General features: G+C 53.4%; 13 protein-coding genes. 7 read left to right on the top strand and 6 right to left on the bottom strand.

The window, feature by feature from the left end; all coding sequences use genetic code 11:
- Window positions 1–237: 237 nt before the first annotated feature.
- The 6 genes from ACOQPM_RS13730 to ACOQPM_RS13705 all read right to left on the bottom strand — a co-directional run bounded on the left by ACOQPM_RS13730 (window position 238) and on the right by ACOQPM_RS13705 (window position 8,062).
- Entirely contained in the window at window positions 238–1,230 is a 993-nt protein-coding gene (locus ACOQPM_RS13730) for an NAD(P)-dependent oxidoreductase (RefSeq protein ID WP_420629832.1), read from the bottom strand.
- A 106-nt stretch (window positions 1,231–1,336) separates the two neighbouring features.
- Entirely contained in the window at window positions 1,337–1,858 is a 522-nt protein-coding gene (locus ACOQPM_RS13725) for a transposase (RefSeq protein ID WP_420629831.1), read from the bottom strand.
- A 128-nt stretch (window positions 1,859–1,986) separates the two neighbouring features.
- Window positions 1,987–5,322: an Eco57I restriction-modification methylase domain-containing protein gene (locus ACOQPM_RS13720; RefSeq protein WP_420629830.1), complete on the bottom strand. Its 3,336-nt coding sequence runs from the start codon at window positions 5,320–5,322 to the stop codon at window positions 1,987–1,989.
- Between the two features lie 171 nt (window positions 5,323–5,493).
- Window positions 5,494–6,267 (bottom strand): enoyl-CoA hydratase-related protein, encoded by a 774-nt coding sequence (locus ACOQPM_RS13715; protein WP_420629829.1) that lies wholly within the window; start codon window positions 6,265–6,267, stop codon window positions 5,494–5,496.
- 92 nt (window positions 6,268–6,359) lie between these two features.
- Window positions 6,360–7,229, bottom strand: a complete 870-nt coding sequence (locus tag ACOQPM_RS13710) for a hypothetical protein (RefSeq protein ID WP_420629828.1) — start codon at window positions 7,227–7,229, stop codon at window positions 6,360–6,362.
- 80 nt (window positions 7,230–7,309) lie between these two features.
- On the bottom strand, window positions 7,310–8,062 hold the full coding sequence (locus ACOQPM_RS13705; RefSeq protein WP_420629827.1) for a type II CAAX prenyl endopeptidase Rce1 family protein: 753 nt from the start codon (window positions 8,060–8,062) through the stop codon (window positions 7,310–7,312).
- Window positions 8,063–8,228: 166 nt separating this feature from the next.
- Between ACOQPM_RS13705 and ACOQPM_RS13700 the strand changes: the two genes are divergently transcribed.
- The 7 genes from ACOQPM_RS13700 to ACOQPM_RS13670 all read left to right on the top strand — a co-directional run bounded on the left by ACOQPM_RS13700 (window position 8,229) and on the right by ACOQPM_RS13670 (window position 16,259).
- Window positions 8,229–9,383 carry an MFS transporter gene (locus tag ACOQPM_RS13700; protein WP_420629826.1) on the top strand — a complete coding sequence of 385 codons (1,155 nt, stop codon included), beginning with the start codon at window positions 8,229–8,231 and terminating at the stop codon, window positions 9,381–9,383.
- 76 nt (window positions 9,384–9,459) lie between these two features.
- Window positions 9,460–9,648 carry a hypothetical protein gene (locus ACOQPM_RS13695; protein ID WP_420629825.1) on the top strand — a complete coding sequence of 63 codons (189 nt, stop codon included), beginning with the start codon at window positions 9,460–9,462 and terminating at the stop codon, window positions 9,646–9,648.
- Between the two features lie 307 nt (window positions 9,649–9,955).
- On the top strand, window positions 9,956–11,656 hold the full coding sequence (locus ACOQPM_RS13690) for a transporter substrate-binding domain-containing protein (RefSeq protein WP_420629824.1): 1,701 nt from the start codon (window positions 9,956–9,958) through the stop codon (window positions 11,654–11,656).
- A gap of 247 nt (window positions 11,657–11,903) precedes the next feature.
- Entirely contained in the window at window positions 11,904–13,037 is a 1,134-nt protein-coding gene (locus tag ACOQPM_RS13685; RefSeq protein WP_420629823.1) for an ABC transporter substrate-binding protein/permease, read from the top strand.
- 14 nt (window positions 13,038–13,051) lie between these two features.
- Complete coding sequence (locus tag ACOQPM_RS13680; RefSeq protein WP_420630536.1) at window positions 13,052–13,780, top strand: amino acid ABC transporter ATP-binding protein; 729 nt, start codon at window positions 13,052–13,054, stop codon at window positions 13,778–13,780.
- Between the two features lie 184 nt (window positions 13,781–13,964).
- Window positions 13,965–15,386 (top strand): CHAT domain-containing protein, encoded by a 1,422-nt coding sequence (locus ACOQPM_RS13675; RefSeq protein ID WP_420629822.1) that lies wholly within the window; start codon window positions 13,965–13,967, stop codon window positions 15,384–15,386.
- 27 nt (window positions 15,387–15,413) lie between these two features.
- Window positions 15,414–16,259, top strand: coding sequence for a PD-(D/E)XK nuclease family protein (locus ACOQPM_RS13670; protein ID WP_420629821.1), 846 nt, complete (start codon window positions 15,414–15,416; stop codon window positions 16,257–16,259).
- Window position 16,260: the final 1 nt, after the last annotated feature.

The raw sequence follows: 16,260 nt of genomic DNA, 5'->3' as shown, positions 1-16,260 counted from the left end.
CTAAAAAAACGAGTGAAAAGTGATTAGTGAAAAGTAAAAATTCTTGATTCTCGTACTTTCCACTTTTTACTACGGAACCTGTACGCAACGGCCGTTCCCACCGTTGTAAACCCATTTTACCGCAAAAACATACAAATTATTTTTATTTTGGTAGGGGTTGGTCCCCGTGCCAACCTTGGCTTCGTGCCAACCAAAAAGGGCAGGCACGGGGGCCTGCCCCTACGAGGGTGGAATCAATCAATACCCTCGCGTTATGTCAATTTTATTTGGTAACGGCTTGCCTTCTGCTGCCGCGTTGAGCAATTCGGCCAGGGCGGCCAGGCGTAGCGACTCTGTTTCGGCGACGTGGCCGGTGCGGTGGGGGCTGAGTAGCACGTTATCTAGCTGGTGAAACGGCCGTTCTCCTGGAAATGTATTTGCCCGCGCCGCCTCATCTTTGGGATAGCGATACCAAACATCCAGCCCCGCCCCGTGCAGGTGGCCGCTGACCAACGCTTCGTACAAAGCATCTTCATCCACGATGGCAGCGCGACCTGCGTTAACCAAAATGGCTTTGGGCGGCAGCAACGCCAGCTCACCCTCACCCAGTAAGCCATCGGTTTTGGGCGTGTGGGGCAGGCAGATGAGCAAAACGTTGGCCTGGGGTAGTAAAGTCAGCAAGGAATCTGCTGGGTGAACGGTGATGGCATTACCCATAATGCTGTTATCGGTTATCGGTTTTTCAATACGGCGGCGGATGGCGTGGACGTTCATGCCCAGAGCGCGACAAAGTTGGGCAAGGCGTTGACCAATGGCACCGTAGCCGAGGATGAGTGCGGTTTTGCCATGGAGTAGCTGGGCGGGAAACGGCCGTTCGTACCGAGGTCGCCAATCCCCTTTCCGCAAGGCACGGTCAGCGGGGACAGCCAGGCGCGCCACGCTTAGCAGCAGCATGAGCATCCCCTCAGCAACGACGGCGGCATTGTGGTGCAGGTTGTGCAGTTTGAGGTGAGGGAACTGTTTCAAACGTTCGGCCGTAACCTCTGGCAAGCCTGCCCAGGGAATAATGACGGTGTGCAGATTGGGGCTGGCACTGAGTTCTTGGGGGGTGGGACGGCCGTTTACCAAAATCTCATACTGCGCGGGATCAGGCAGTTCACCAATGGTAAGCTGCACATTGGGGTGCAATTGCCCTCGCAAAACCGCCAAATCCTCCGGCGCAGGCGGGTATGCTAGGTGTACCTGAATCATTTAATCAATTTCCATGTAGGGGCAGGCCCCCGTGCCTGCCCTCGCCCCGTGGCTGCCCACATTGGGTTGGCACGGGGGCCAACCCGTACACATCGTTGGGCAACCCCTACCAATTTTGGTTGAATTGGTTTTTTGGGGCGTCGGGGTGCAATTGATCGGCCAACCAATTGGCTGGATTGTTGTAAATGTACTCCCGAATTGCTTTGTGGGCGCGTTTGTTGCGGATGATATGCTCGTAATAATTGCGTTGCCAAAACCGTTTTTCGTATGGCGACCATTTGCCATCCTGCACGCCGTGGCGGTATTTGGTAGTGGTGATGGATTTGTACCATTGGATAACATCAAATAGCGACACCTCCCCCGTCAATATCACAATAAAATGAATATGGTTGGGCATACAGACAAACGCATCCAGGATGACGGTAGGATATTTGATCGTGATCTCATCCCAAAAGGCGGTTACTATTTTGCCTGCGTCATTCAACACCATTTCGCCGTCTACAACCTCCCCAAGCAGGGAAATCCCGCCTTGGACGCAGATGGTAACGAAATAGGCACCTGCCAAACTGTAATCATACCCTTTCAGGCGAATGGATCGCCGATGATGTTTGTGCGGATCGTATTTCATATTCGCATCCATTTTGGGGGTGGCACGGAGACCAACCCCTACATTTGACGATATTTCCCCCGGTAGGGGCAGGCCCCCGTGCCTGCCCCAATCCCCGTGCCGCGTGGGGTTGGCACGGGGGCCAACCCCTACAAATCGATCTCGTCGAAGATTTGGAGGAGGGTGGCTTTTTTGGCGTTGCCCTCTGGCGTGGGTGGGAAGACGAGGGGGAAGGTACCCAGGATGTGGGCAAATTCGTCGCGGCTGAGGCCGTAGAGGTGGGCGACGAGGGCATCTAGTTCATGGCGGAGCTGCTGGCGAGTGGCGGGGTCGGTGGCGGGTTGGTTGGTGGCGCTGGAAGTGCCTGTCACTTGGGGGTATGGGGTGCCCATGACGGCTTGCCAGAGCGGGGCGAAGGCGGCGCTGGTGCAGCTGAGCCGCGCCGCGCGGGGGACGATGGCGTCAAAAACCGGATGCCCCGCCGTCAGTCGCGGCACGGGCAGTTGGTACAGAATAAACATATTGAGGTTACTCGTCACCTTCATTCTAATTATCCAATCCAACACTAAACTATTAAAAAGAGATACTAGAAAAAGCCCATCCTGTTCGGAGGAAATATCAGGAATTGTAAGTATCGAGTTTCCTGCGCCTACATTTGGAGGAAGTACAGCAGAAATCAGTGTTCGTTCATTCGTATTAGACGCAACCGCCCTAACTCCCGGTCGCACATGGGAATACTTTAAATATTTTTCTTCCAGCCAGAATCTTGCTTCCGCAAAATAGGCATCAAACTGATGAATCATCTTGCCTTCAAACAATGGGGTTCCTTGCTTGATCTGATTAAATAAACTTCGAGAATTTGTCATATCAAACTCTCGATAAAATTTCACATTCCAACCAGCTTCATCACCTAAAAATGTTCTGTCTCCGTAAATTGTGCTTGCTATTTCATAATCTAGCTGACTTTGGAACTCCATTATGCTTAAGCTATCCGGGCTAAATTTCTTGATCGAATCTTTGCGAGAGAAAACTAAATTTTTACGATTGGCCAGAAAAGAGGGCAAATCATCTGGAGCCACTGCAACACGCGGGTTAAAACGGAACGTAGACCAAAAACCTTCACTTTTCACACCATTTCGAGCACCAAGCAACGTAAATTTGAAGCGATGATCTACGCCAGGGAAAAAGAAACGTTCATTGCTGAAACTGTAGAGATATTCAATTTGGCCTTCTTCCAGAAGCATTTGGCGCAGTTCCATCGTGCCCAAATCGGTGTAAATGCCGGAGGGGATGACGAAAGCGAGCCGCCCGCCATCTTGCAGCAGGTCGTAGCCGCGCTCCAGGAACAGTTTGTGGGTGGCGGTGTCGCCGCGCCCCTGGCGGCTGTAGTCGGGGGCTTTTTTGTAGTAGGTGGCGGCGGCTTCTATGCGGGCTTTTTGGGCGGCCCAGCGATCGGCCAGGGTGGGGTCGCCTGCGTCTAGCTGGGCAATGCGGGCTTCGGCCTTTTTGCGGGTCAGCTTGCTCTCGATGTTGGGGTCAAACTGGGCGTAATATTCGCGCAGGTCGGGCTTCACAATTTCCCAGGGCGGGTTGCCCAGTACCACGTCAAAACCCAACGCAGTTGGGTCACCGCCATTGGCAAAAACTTCGGGGAATTCGACAGCCCAGTTGAACGGCCGTACGGTTTCGTCCAGCCCACCTGCGCCATCGGGAAAATGCACAATCAGGTCGGCGTTAAGCGCGTCATTGACCTGCTGGCTCAGGTCGGCAATTTGCTGCTGGAGGGCGGCGTGGTTTTTGCCGCCGCCCACGGCTTCACGGCGCAGGCGAGCCAGTTCGCCCAGCGCCGCCTCGTGTTCACTCAGTCGCACATCATTGGGCGGCGCACCAACCAGCCCGTTGCCCACCTTGATGTTTTGGTTGAGGATGAGGGGTAGCCGCTTGTCGCCACGCCGCTGGTCGGCCATGGCGCGCATGATGAGGTTGACGGTGGCAATTTCGGCGGCTTGCGGGTCTAAATCGACGCCGTAGAGGTGGTTTTCCAAGATGAAGCGGGGGTATTGCTGGAGCCGCTCCATTTCCTGGGTGTATGGGGTGAGCTGTAGCTGCAAATCGAAGGGGGTGGTGATGCCCTCGGCGACGAGTTCGTCGTAGCGGGCTTGGCGTTCGGCTTCCAGCCGGGCCATTTCGCCCCGGTAAAAGTTTGCCAGCAGTTCGTAGGCGTAAATGAGGAAGCCGCCGGAGCCGCAGGCGGGGTCTATGACGCGCAAATTTTGAATATCTGCGGCCGTTGGCGGCGCGGCTTGCCCATCGCCGCTTAAAATTTTGCCCAGCGAATTGTCTACCAAATAGCGGACGATAACCTGGGGAGTGTAGTAGCTGCCCTGCTTTTTGCGCGTCTCCAAATTGTCGCTGGTTTGCACTTCGCTGCCGCGCAGCACCAGGGCTTTGCCCAAATATTGCTCGTAGGTGTTGCCCATGATGTCGGCGGTCATGGCGCGGTAGCGGGCTTCGTACAGCTTGTCGATGAGGCCGTCGAGGACTTTGTCGCTAAAGACGGCCTGGTCGGCCAGTCCAGGGGCAAAGAGGGCAGAGTTGTGGTCTTCGTCGAAGCGGCGGAAGAGCTGCTGCAAAAATTGGGTGAGGCTGAAGCTGTAGGGGTTGGTGCGGCGCATTTCGGCCATGCCCAGCAGGGTGCCGGGGGGCACGATGAGGTGGTCTTCGGCAAAGCGCACCACGACGAGGCGGTCGAGGACTCTTTGGACAACAGCGCGTAATTCTGGGAGTTGGATACGGCCGTCCTCATCCAGCACCCACCAATTTTCATTGCGCTTATCTAAAATGTCTTGCGCCAGCCGCTCGCGCCAGGTGTTGATGAAGTTGAGGTAATCGGTGTCTACGTCTTCGCGGTGGCGCTGGTTGGAAAGTTGGTCGAGACGGCCGTTGCGGATGCTGTCGTAAGAAAGCTGCCAAAGCTGGTCAAACTCATCCAAAAAGGCAGAGGGTTCTTCAAAAGAAAGCACCAGCCAGTCGCGCCGGGCATTAAAAAGGCGCAGCCGCTCAAAATTGGTGAGAATGGCCCAGGTGCCGCCGTTGCTAAAGGCGTAGTTGATGGCTTGCTGCTCTTCGGGGGTGCGGTCGGCGGCCATGCCGGGTAGGGAAAGCTGGCCGGGGGTGACGATGCCTTCGAGCCGATTTTTGGATTGGGCCAGTTTGTCAATAATGCCGAAGCGCTTGGCCTCGACGTAGACGTTGCCGCCGCTTTCGGGCAGCAGCACCACATCGGGGCGGCCAACCTGGGTGTTGAGTTCGTATTTGCAGCGTGCCGGGTCGTTAATGGGCCAGCCGAGGGCTTGCAGCAGGGGGTCTATAAATTGGTGCAGGACGTTGGCTTCGGTGAGATTCGGCCGTTCGGCTTTGGGAATCTTCTCGTACTGTTGAATCAGTTCTTCAATCTGCTGCCGGGCTTGTTGTCGTGAAATCACGCTTGGACCTTTTGGAAATGAATTTCCTGGTTAAATTTTTATTGTGGGTTGGCGAGGCGTATTTTATCAGTTTTGGGGCGTTTTTGTAGGGGTTGGTCCCCGTGCCAACCCAATGAGGGCAGGCACGGGGGTAAAGGGCAGGCACGGGGGCCTGCCCCTACCGGGGGTGGGCTATTTGCCTTGCCAGGTGGGGGGGCGTTTGTTGATGAAGGCGTCCATCCCTTCTTTTTGGTCTTCGGTGCTGAACAGCATGTAAAAGAGGCGGCGTTCGTGAGCCAGCCCGGCTTGCAGCGGAGTCTCGAAGACGGCGTTGATGGCTTCTTTGGCCAAGCGAATGGCAACTGGGGCGCGGGCGGCAATCTCGGCGGCAAATTTGATGGCTTCTTCCAGGTAAAGTTCTACCGGCACAACCCGATTAACGAGTCCATACTGTTGGGCTTCGGTGGCGGATAGGAAACGGCCGTTCAAGCAAATTTCCATTGCCAATGCTTTACCTACCGCGTAGGTCATGCGTTGGGTGCCACCAGCACCGGGAATCACGCCAAGATTGATCTCAGGCTGACCAAATTTAGCACTCTCGCTAGCCACAATCATGTCGCAGGACATCGCCAGCTCACATCCACCGCCGAGGGCAAAGCCAGAAACGGCCGCAATGATTGGTTTTGAAATTTTGCGTAAGCGATCATAGTAACCAATGTTTGGGCTGTCTAGCATGGTAACCGGTGTGGCGTTGGCCATCTCTTTAATGTCTGCCCCAGCAGCAAAGGCGCGTTCATTGCCTGTGATTATTAGGCAGCCGATGTCATCATTGGCATCAAAGGCTTCCAGGGCATCCATTAATTCACGCATCAGGTTGCTGTTTAGTGCGTTGAGTGCTTTGGGGCGGTTGAACTGCACAATGCCAACGCGCCCTTCGGTTCGGGTGAGAATAAATTCGTAGGACAAGGGGTTCTCCTTATGTTTTAGCCACAGATTTCGCAGATTACACAGATTTTTTGGTTCTTTAATCTGCGAAATCCGTGTAATCTGTGGTCTGTTTAATTTTGAAGAATAGTGCTTAGGGAACGGCCGTTTCCCCCCAATACCTCCTCCTGCAACTGGGCAAAAAGGGCGGGGAGCTGGGGTAGATTGTGCGCTTTTTTGGCACGGAGCAGGTAGGCTTGGGCTTCAAATTCATCAAGTAGCTGCGCTAGGCAGTGAGCGGTGGCTAAGTGAATGGCTAACGGCCGTTCTGCCTCATCTAGCTGGTTCAAATCCGCTGCCAGCAGGTGCTGTGCCAACTGCCCAGCAACGGTGGCGACCACCCAGCCAGGGTCTTCATCAAAGGGCCAGGGCGGGGATTCGCCCACGGCTTTGGGCGGTGGCAGTAACAACGTCACTGTGCTATCGGCAGTGGCAACAACGGGGGTGAGAGCTGGGAAAACAAGGTTGGGCATGAGGGTAACGGCCGTAACCGCCACATCCCCCAACTGCCCCAACGCTGCCAATAAATCACCATCGTTAAAGATTTTTACCAGAGCCGTTTGGGCTTCTTGCCAAACGGCCGTGTGCTGCGGCCAAAAGTCGGTGGCAACGGCCGTTTGCTGGGCGAAACCGGCCAGCGAAGCCACCCACGCTTCAATTTTTAGCACATTGGGCAGGTCGGCTTCAGGGGTGAAATCTGGCCAGGTGCAGCGGAGGGCAGCACTAAACAAATCGGCAACGTTCACGCCGTTGAGCAGCGCTTCATTCACACCGTTCACTGCTGGATGGCTAGCAAAATGCTGCATAAAGTGCCGGACCTGCTTGGCGTGAGGGTGCACAGCATGGGTAAGCCGATTTTGTTCCTCTACAGGCCAATCGCTTACTGCAAGAACGGCCGTTACCAGCCGCATTCGTTCATCAATTGCAACAGAAAGAGTAGACATAACAATCTCAACTCTGGTAATCGGCGAACGGCAATTCGTAAACGGTTACGGATTACCGACTACTGATCACGGATTACCAACTAAACGCGGTAATCCGCTTCTTCTTTCGGCCAAAGCCGCCAAATCACCACTAAATAAACCAGGCCAGACAGCAAGTAGACCGTGGGCAAACGGTCTGGCGGAGTGAGGGCGGGCAGTGGCCCCAACGCTACCCAAGCGGTAAAGCTATGCAAGGTTTGGATGAGCATAGCACCCAAAAAGCTGCCGGTGCGTAAGCGAATAATGCCGTAAAACAGGCCCCACACCATAAAGTAGAGCAAGCTGGGCAAATCGCCGGCATACGCTTCCTGGAACAGCACAAAAGCGACGGCACCAAAGGCAACGCCGCTGCCCACGGCGGCCGTCAGGCCACCGCGCCACTCGACCAGGTTGCGAAATAGCAGGCCAAATGCCCATAGCTGCGTGGCAAACGCCTCGAACAGCAGCAGGTAAACGAAGCTGCGACCCGAGTCGGCGGCGTTTAGGTTGAGGGCAATGAAGGAGAAGCGAAAGAGCAAAAACGCCAGCCAGCCCAGCGTGGCAAAGCCAATCCCGGCGAATAACGGCCGTCCGCCTCGCAAACCCATTCCCGGTAAACCAACCCAAAACAGCCCCAAAAACCAGCTCGCTACGCCAACGCCACCCAAAATTGGGGCGTTGCTGCCCTCGCTGCCACCCAGAAGCAGGATAAACGCCAAGGGCAGCAGCAGGATAATGACAATCCGCGCTAAAACGGGCAGTGCAGTTCGAGCCGCCAGTTTGTTTTGTTGCTTTCGTTTTGATTTTTTTGCCATATGATCTGATTGTAGCATTGAATTTAGGGGGAGGCACTGGTGTGGTGGGTAATTGGGTAACTGAGTAAGTGGGTAATTGGGTTGGCAAATTACTGAATTACCCAATTACCCAATTTCACGTTCCTTCGTTACACTCTCGCCCGTTATGGAACCCAAACCGACCCGAATGATCTGGCAGTTGATACTCATCTCGCTAGCGCGGCTTTGCCTGAACACAGGCTTGCGAATGGTGTATCCGTTTGCCCCTGCCTTTGCCCGCCAGCTTGGGGTGCCGGTAACGGCCGTTTACCGTCTGGTCACAATACGCAATTTGGCAGGCTTTCTTAGCCCGCTGTTTGGGCCACTTTCAGAGCGATTCGGCCGTCGAGCCATCCTGTTTGGGTCAATGATTTTCTTTAGCGCAGGCTGCCTGCTGGTGTGGCTGCAGCCCAGCTATTGGCTGTTTGGCGCGGCGCTCATCATCATCTCGGTAGCCAAAGTGGTGTACGATCCGGCCATGCAGGCCTACGTGGGTGAGAATGTGCCGTACAAGCAGCGGGGCAAGGCATTGGCGGTTACGGAGCTTTCCTGGGCAGGGGCATTGCTGGTGGGTGGCCCGCTGCTGGGCATTGCCATCGAGCGGCAGGGCTGGTCGGCAGCATTCTTTTGGCTGGGGCTATTTGGGGTAATTACGGCCGTTTCCCTCCGCAAATTTTTGCCCTCCGCCAACAAAACCACTGGTGGGCGTGGCACCAGTTTGGTGGATTACGGCCGTGTGATGTGGCAGCATCCCGTCATTTGGGCCGCCATGCTGTACAACGTCCTTGTCATGGCCGGGAACGAGACCATCTTCCTGGTGTTTGGCGACTGGATGGAGCTTAGTTTTGGTCTCAGCCTGCTGGCCTTAGGCGCGTCAGCGGGGGTGATTGGTGGAGCAGAAATTACGGGCGAACTGTTTGCAGGCTGGTCGGTAGACCGCTTCGGCAAACGCCCCGTTATCATCACCACCGGGCTGCTCAACGCACTGATCTGCCTGCTCATCCCGCTCACGAGCGGCAACCTCACGTCTGCATTGGCCGCCTACTTTGCCCTCTTCCTCACTTTTGAGATCACCATCGTAGGCGGCGTGCCGCTGATGACAGAGATTGTGCCTTCTGCCCGCAGTGTAGTGATGTCTAGCGTCATCGCTGCTGGCGCATTGGGGCGTGCCCTTGGCTCTTGGCTGGGGCCATTTTTGTTTAGCCAGTTTGGTTTTTCCAGCAATGGCTGGGTTTCTGCTATGATTACGGCCGTTGCCACCCTGCTGCTGGCATTGTGGATTCGTGAAGCAAACGAACGGTAATCGGTCATCCGTAATCTGTAATCGGTGGTAATATTACCGATAACCGTTCACCGATTACCGATAACGAGGCACTGTAATGGAAATCATACAAAACCTACAAGCTGAAGATATTACCCAACTGATTGTGATTGCGGCCGTTTTGCTCATTGTGCTTTTCTTAGCGCGGTTGGCGTTCAAACTTACCGCATCACTAATGCGTATCGGTTGCCTAACGATTTTTATCATCGTTGCGGCCGTCGCCCTGCTGCGTATGTTTAGCGGCTGATGCCAAATTTGGGCAAACAAGCCAACAAAGCCCTCTAATTTCAGCCAAACTTTAGGCAAATTGTCTAACGGCCGTTTCCCTCCACCATTTTCTCCTGTCAAAATTGGCTTATTCCATAAGCCATGTCATAATTGAGACCCCTAAAAGACGCCGCCAGAATCATCTGGCTCTCTAAGCAAACCACAGAAAGCAGTTTGAATTACGAAGGGCGATTTCTCTGTGACTTGCTTAAGTAAAAACCAATTTCGATACCCTTCTAATTCAAATGTCTTTTTGGTTTTTACACAATCACGAGGAGAAAATTCACATGAAAAAACGAAACTTAATTTGGGTTTTGGCTCTGTTCCTGTTGGGCCTCCTGCTCGTTGCCTGCGGCGGTGGGGATGAACCCGCCTCCGATGAACCAGCCGACACCGACAGCAGCAGCGAAGCTGATAGCGACGGCGAAGAGGCGATGGACGATGAGGAGGGGATGGATGATGAAGCCATGGATGACGAAACCATGGACGACGAAAGCGGTTTGCCCGATTTGGGTGGCCGCGAAGTTACCATCGCTGTTGAAAATGCCTATCTCCCCTTTAACTACATTGACCCTGACACGGGCGAACCGGCCGGTTGGGATTATGACGTCTGGAACGAAATTTGCAGCTTGCTAAACTGCTCCCCCGTTTACATCGAAGCGGGTTGGGAAGGCATGATCCAAGCTGTAGCTGATGGTCAGTATGATGCCGCCGCCGACGGCATCACCATCACCGAAGACCGCGCCGAAATCGTAGACTTCTCCAATGGCTACATCAACATCGAACAGCGTCTGCTGGTTCGCATTGATGAAGACCGCATTGAAAGCATCGAAAGCATCGTTAATGACGAATCGCTGATTCTGGGTACTCAAACCGGCACCACTAACTATGAAACCGCTCTAGAGTATTTGCCAGAAGAACGCATTCAAGCGTTTGAGCAGTTCCCGTTCGCTGTGCAGGCACTCATCGCTGGCGACATTGATGCCGTGATTATTGACGAGGTAGCTGGTCAGGGTTATCTGGGCGAGAACGCAGATGCCTTGCAGCTCGTTGGCCCGTCCATGTCTAGCGACCAGTTGGGCTTCATCTACCCGCTGGGTAGCGATCTGGTTGAACCAGTCAATGTCGCTCTTGGCGAACTGGTTGTCAACGGCTTCCTAGAAGAAGTCAACGCCCAATATTTTGGCCCTGGCTTCACCATCACTTATGATGACCTGTTCCCACCAGAAGAAGGCTCAGAGGATGAAGGCGCAGCCTTGCCCGATTTGGGTGGCCGCGAAGTTACCATCGCTGTTGAAAATGCCTATCTCCCCTTTAACTACATTGACCCTGACACGGGCGAACCGGCCGGTTGGGATTATGACGTCTGGAACGAAATTTGCAGCTTGCTAAACTGCTCCCCCGTTTACATCGAAGCGGGTTGGGAAGGCATGATCCAGGCTGTAGCCGATGGTCAGTATGATGCTGCCGCCGATGGCATCACCATCACCGAAGACCGCGCCGAAATCGTAGACTTCTCCAATGGCTACATCAACATCGAACAGCGTCTGCTGGTTCGCATTGATGAAGACCGCATTGAAAGCATTGATGATATTGTGAACAATGAAGACCTTCTCTTGGGTACGCAAACCGGCACCACCAACTACGAAACTGCCCTGGAATACCTGCCAGAAGAGCGCATTCAAGCGTTTGAGCAGTTCCCGTTCGCTGTACAAGCACTCATCGCTGGCGATATTGATGCCGTGATTATTGATGAGGTGGCTGGCCAGGGCTACCTGGGCGAAAATGCTGATGCCTTGCAGCTCGTTGGCCCGTCCATGTCTAGCGACCAGCTAGGTTTCATCTACCCGCTGGGTAGCGATCTGGTTGAACCGGTCAATGCCGCATTGGCGGAACTGGCCAGCAATGGCTTCCTGGAAGAGGTCAACCTGCAATACTTTGGCCCGAACTTCACCATCACATACGACGATTTGTTCCCGGAAGAGTAACGGCCGTTTCAACCCAAAACAGACCATTTGTAACCCCTTACAAATGAGATAAGTTTAGGAGCGTCAGTTATTTCATATAATTGGCGCTTCTTTGTATAAAATCAGCGACTTTATGTAAAAGCGGGAAATTCTTTGAAAATGAGCAGACTCATTTCTCCCGCTTTTACTTGAGCAAATCACAATTAAGAAGGCGTGCTTATTTTTAATATCTTCTTGTGATTTGCTACATTTCCTCAGGAGGCAAAACATGGCTGGACCCGACCCGGCTTCCCCTTCATCGCTCAACAGTTCTAACAGTCGTCAAGCAGCAACCACCGATTGGCGCGATTTTCCCTGGTGGCTGGTGGCCATACTCGCCTTTCTTGGCATCATGGCCTTCCTCATTATTCGGCAACCCGGCCCGCACCTGCTCGTCCGAATTGCAGAAGTGGAAGAAGCGGATGCAGAAGAAGCAAGTGAAGCAGAATTTGAGACTCTTCGGATTTTCGTCAGAGACGATGAAGCCATTGTGGGTGCACCCACAAGTGGTGAGGCGTTCGATCTGGCCAGTGAAGAATTACCAGAAGAGCGCATTCAAACGTTCACGCAGCTAGAAGATGCGATTCAACCTTTATTAAGCGGGGACATTGATGCGATTTTACTAGACAGGCGTGCAGCGCAATCTTTTGTAGCCGAAAATGAAGATGCCTTAACCTCTGTCTTGGCCGTTCCTAATGCGTACAATGAAGCGTTTATCTTTATTTTTCCTGGCATAACCACCACTTTATACCTAACATTAGGCGGTTTTGGCCTGGCTTTGGTTTTTGGTCTGCTGGCTGGTCTTGGCCGCATTAGCCGTAATCGAGCCATTCGCAACGTTGCCATTACCTATGTGGAATTTATTCGCGGCGTCCCCACGCTGGTGCTCATCCTCACTCTGGCCTTTGTTATCGTGCCCGCCGTTAGCGACAGTATTGGTATTGACAATCGGGATGTTTCCATTGAACTACGCGCTATTTTGGCTTTGGCGATTATTTATGGGGCCTTTCTGGCCGAAATCTTCCGAGCCGGCATTGAATCCATCTCCAAAGGACAAATGGAAGCGGCCCGCTCATTGGGCATGACCGCCCGGCAAGCGATGCAATATATTATTTTGCCCCAGGCCATCCGCAACATTTCCCCTGCACTGGGCAACGACTTTATCGCCATGCTCAAAGATTCTTCGCTGGCCTCGGTGTTGGCCGTGCGTGAACTTACCCAACGCTCCCGGCTGCACGCGGGCAGTACCTTTCGCTTTCCAGAAGCGTATCTGGTCATCGTATTCTTATACTTGGCCATGACCATCACCCTCAGTCTATTCTTGCGCTGGTATGAACGACGCATTCGTGTGGGAGAACAGTAATTATGAACAACGAAATGATTGTCATTAATGATTTGCACAAATATTTTGGCCAGATTGAAGCGGTAAAAGGGGTTGATTTAACTGTTCGACAAGGGGAAGTGGTTATTATCATTGGCCCTAGCGGTTCAGGCAAAAGCACGGTTTTGCGCTGCATCAATCACCTGGAAACACCAACAAACGGTGCCATTTATATTGAGGGGGTGCATCTGGAAGATAAAGCGACCAATATCAACACCGTGCGCGCCGAAGTGGGCATGGTGTTTCAGCAGTTCAACCTGTTCCCACACCTCACTGCGTTGGAAAATGTAACCATCGCCCAGCGGCTGGTACGCAAACGCAGCAAAGCGGAAGCAGATCGTATCGGCATGGAGCAGTTAACTCGCGTTGGTATCCCGGAAAAGGCTGATGCTTACCCGCGCCAACTTTCTGGTGGGCAGCAGCAGCGTGTGGCGATTGCCCGCTCGTTGGCGATGAACCCCAAAATCATGTTGTTTGATGAGCCGACCAGTGCGCTAGACCCGGAAATGATTAAAGAGGTGCTGGATGTGATGCTGGACTTGGCGAAAGAAGGGATGACGATGGTGGTGGTGACGCACGAGATGGGCTTTGCGCGCTCTGCTGCGGACCGGATGGTGTTTATGGATGGCGGGCAAGTCGTGGAAATCGCCTCGCCGCATGATTTGTACAACAATCCGCAAAGTGACCGCACCAAGTTGTTCTTGAGCAAGATTTTGACGCATTAAGCTCAGGTTCCCCTGTGAGGAGAAAGCATCGTCAGATGCGCCTTCACAAACCGCGATCCGTTCGCATCTAAGGATGCTCACTCCTCGGTTATTTGCGAAATTGCTTGACATCTGTAGCAAGGCTTGTATGATGCAAATGTCCGCGCCAACTACAACCAATCCATTATAAAAAGAGAGTATTTCCATGTCTGAATACCGCCATTTGTATAGCCTCATCGAAGATGTTTTTGATTTAGACGGCATCCGTACGCTTTGTATAGAGCTGAAGTTTGAAACGGGTGTTGATATTAGTTATGAAAATCTAGCTGGGGATACGATTCGGCGCAAAGCACAGGAACTGCAAGAGTTTGCCCGGCGCAATGGCATCACGCCTGAGCTTTTGCAGATGATTCACAGCCTGAAGCCGCGCATCGACCTGACAAAGTTTGGCGGGCCGGAGCCTGATTTATCTAAGCCTGATCGGCCTGCTGATGCAGGCAATGACGAAGCGGCCGTACCAGACTCGCCGCAAACTGTTTACGATAATTTTGACATTACGATACGGCCGTCTGGCACCCCCAATTCCTACCGCTTAGAAGCTGAATCACCCAATGGTGAAGCATCGGCAACCGCACCCCAAACCTTTCCGTTTGAGGATGAGAATTACCAATATCTGGCACGCTCCCTACGAGATGTGCAGATTTCTGAGCCGCAGTTTGCAACCGACATGGGCGAAATTTTGCGTAAGTTCTTGTTCCCGGCACCGATTCAAGAGCTATTTAGTACAACGTTAAACGTCTCGCGGGCGCAGGGCAAAGAGGGCATCCGTGTACGGATTAACATCAATCAGGAATCGAGCGAACTGTATCAGGTGCCGTGGGAATATTGCCGAGATGACAAATCATTCCTTTCATTGAATAAAGATACACCGCTGGTGCGCTACATGCCCACTAACCGCCCCCCTGCCCCGATTTCGGTACCATTCCCTGTGAAAATTTTGCTGGCCTGGGCTAATCCTGAAGATTTGGACAAGCTGGACGTGCAAAGCGAATTGGATGCAGTAAAAAATGCCCTGAAAACGTTTGAGGATGAGGGGAAGGTCGTGATTGAGGAGCTGCCAAATGTGTCGCCCACATCATTGGTATCTAAGGTGCGGCAAAACCCGCCGCATATTTTCCATTTCATTGGGCACGGGGCGCTGCTGCCGAATGGCGGCGGGGGATTGGCTTTAGACAACGGCCGTAAATCTCACGTCATGCTGGATGGGGATCGGATGCTGCGGCTGTTCCAGGGGGACGATACCAAGTTAATCATCCTGAGTGCCTGCCAATCTGGGGCGACATCAGACAAATCAGAGAAATCCAGTTCGGCGCAGGCATTTATGGGCCTGGCGCCCAAGCTGGTTTGGGGTGGTCTGCCAGCGGTGGTGGCAATGCAATACGATTTGCCAAATATTGCGGCTCAGCCATTTATGCAAACCCTGTACGAATTTCTGGCGTTGGGTAATCCGTTGGATACGGCCGTTACCGAAGCGCGCATCGGCCTGGATTTTGCCATCTTTGAAAGTCCGTTTTGGGGCATTCCAGTACTGTTTATGCGCTCGCCAGACGGCAACATTTGGGTCTAAAAACAGGTAATTGTGAAATTGATACAAATGACCCGATTACCCAATTACTTTATGAACAACCGCCTCACCCTTAGCCAATACAAACTCACAAACTTCCTGGCCTGCCAGCGACGCTTCCAGCTACGTTATGTGCGCCGTTTGCCCTGGCCTGCCAACCCGCTGCCAGCCCGCACTGAGCAACTACTGCAGCAGGGGCAAGATTTTCACCGACTGCTGGAACGTCACTTTTTAGGGCTAAAGATCTCCCTGGAGACGATTGAAGACGGCCGTGTTCGCCAATGGTGGCAAACGTTTCAGTCTCATAACCTAGTGCAACAGTTACCCAACAACGCCCGCTTTTTGCCAGAAACTGGTCTGACCGTGCCGCTGGGGAGTCATTTGCTGTACGGCCGTTTCGATCTGCTGGTGATTGGTGAAGATGATGCGGGACGGCCGTTTGCCCACCTGTTTGATTGGAAAACCGGACGACCCATCGAGGCTGGCGAGTTGAAAAATCGCTGGCAAACGCGACTCTACCTGGCCCTGCTGGCCGAAGGGGGCAACGCCTTTTGGCCGCAAGGTGAGCAAATTTCGCCAGAACAAATTCGGCTAACCTACTGGTTTGTGCAGGAGCCAGACACGCCCGTAACCATTGGCTACAGTGCGGCAGCACATGCCACAAATTGGGGCGAATTGCAGCAAATGGCCGCCCAGCTTGATGAAGCATTTGCCAAAGATGCTTGGCCGCTAACTGAAGATTGGAGCCATTGCCGTGAATGTGCCTACCAAAATTACTGTGGTCGGCAGGGGGCTGGCACAGCTATCCCTGAATTGGACGAAGCGGAAGAACCAGACATCCCCAACGGCCGTCTGCTCACGCCAGAACTACCCTAGC

It is taken from the genome of Candidatus Leptofilum sp. (genome assembly GCF_965223525.1).
In the GTDB taxonomy this organism is placed as follows: Bacteria; Chloroflexota; Anaerolineae; order Promineifilales; family Promineifilaceae; genus Leptofilum.
Note: the sequence above shows the minus strand (reverse complement) of the source record. Positions and strands in the feature narration are given on the sequence as shown.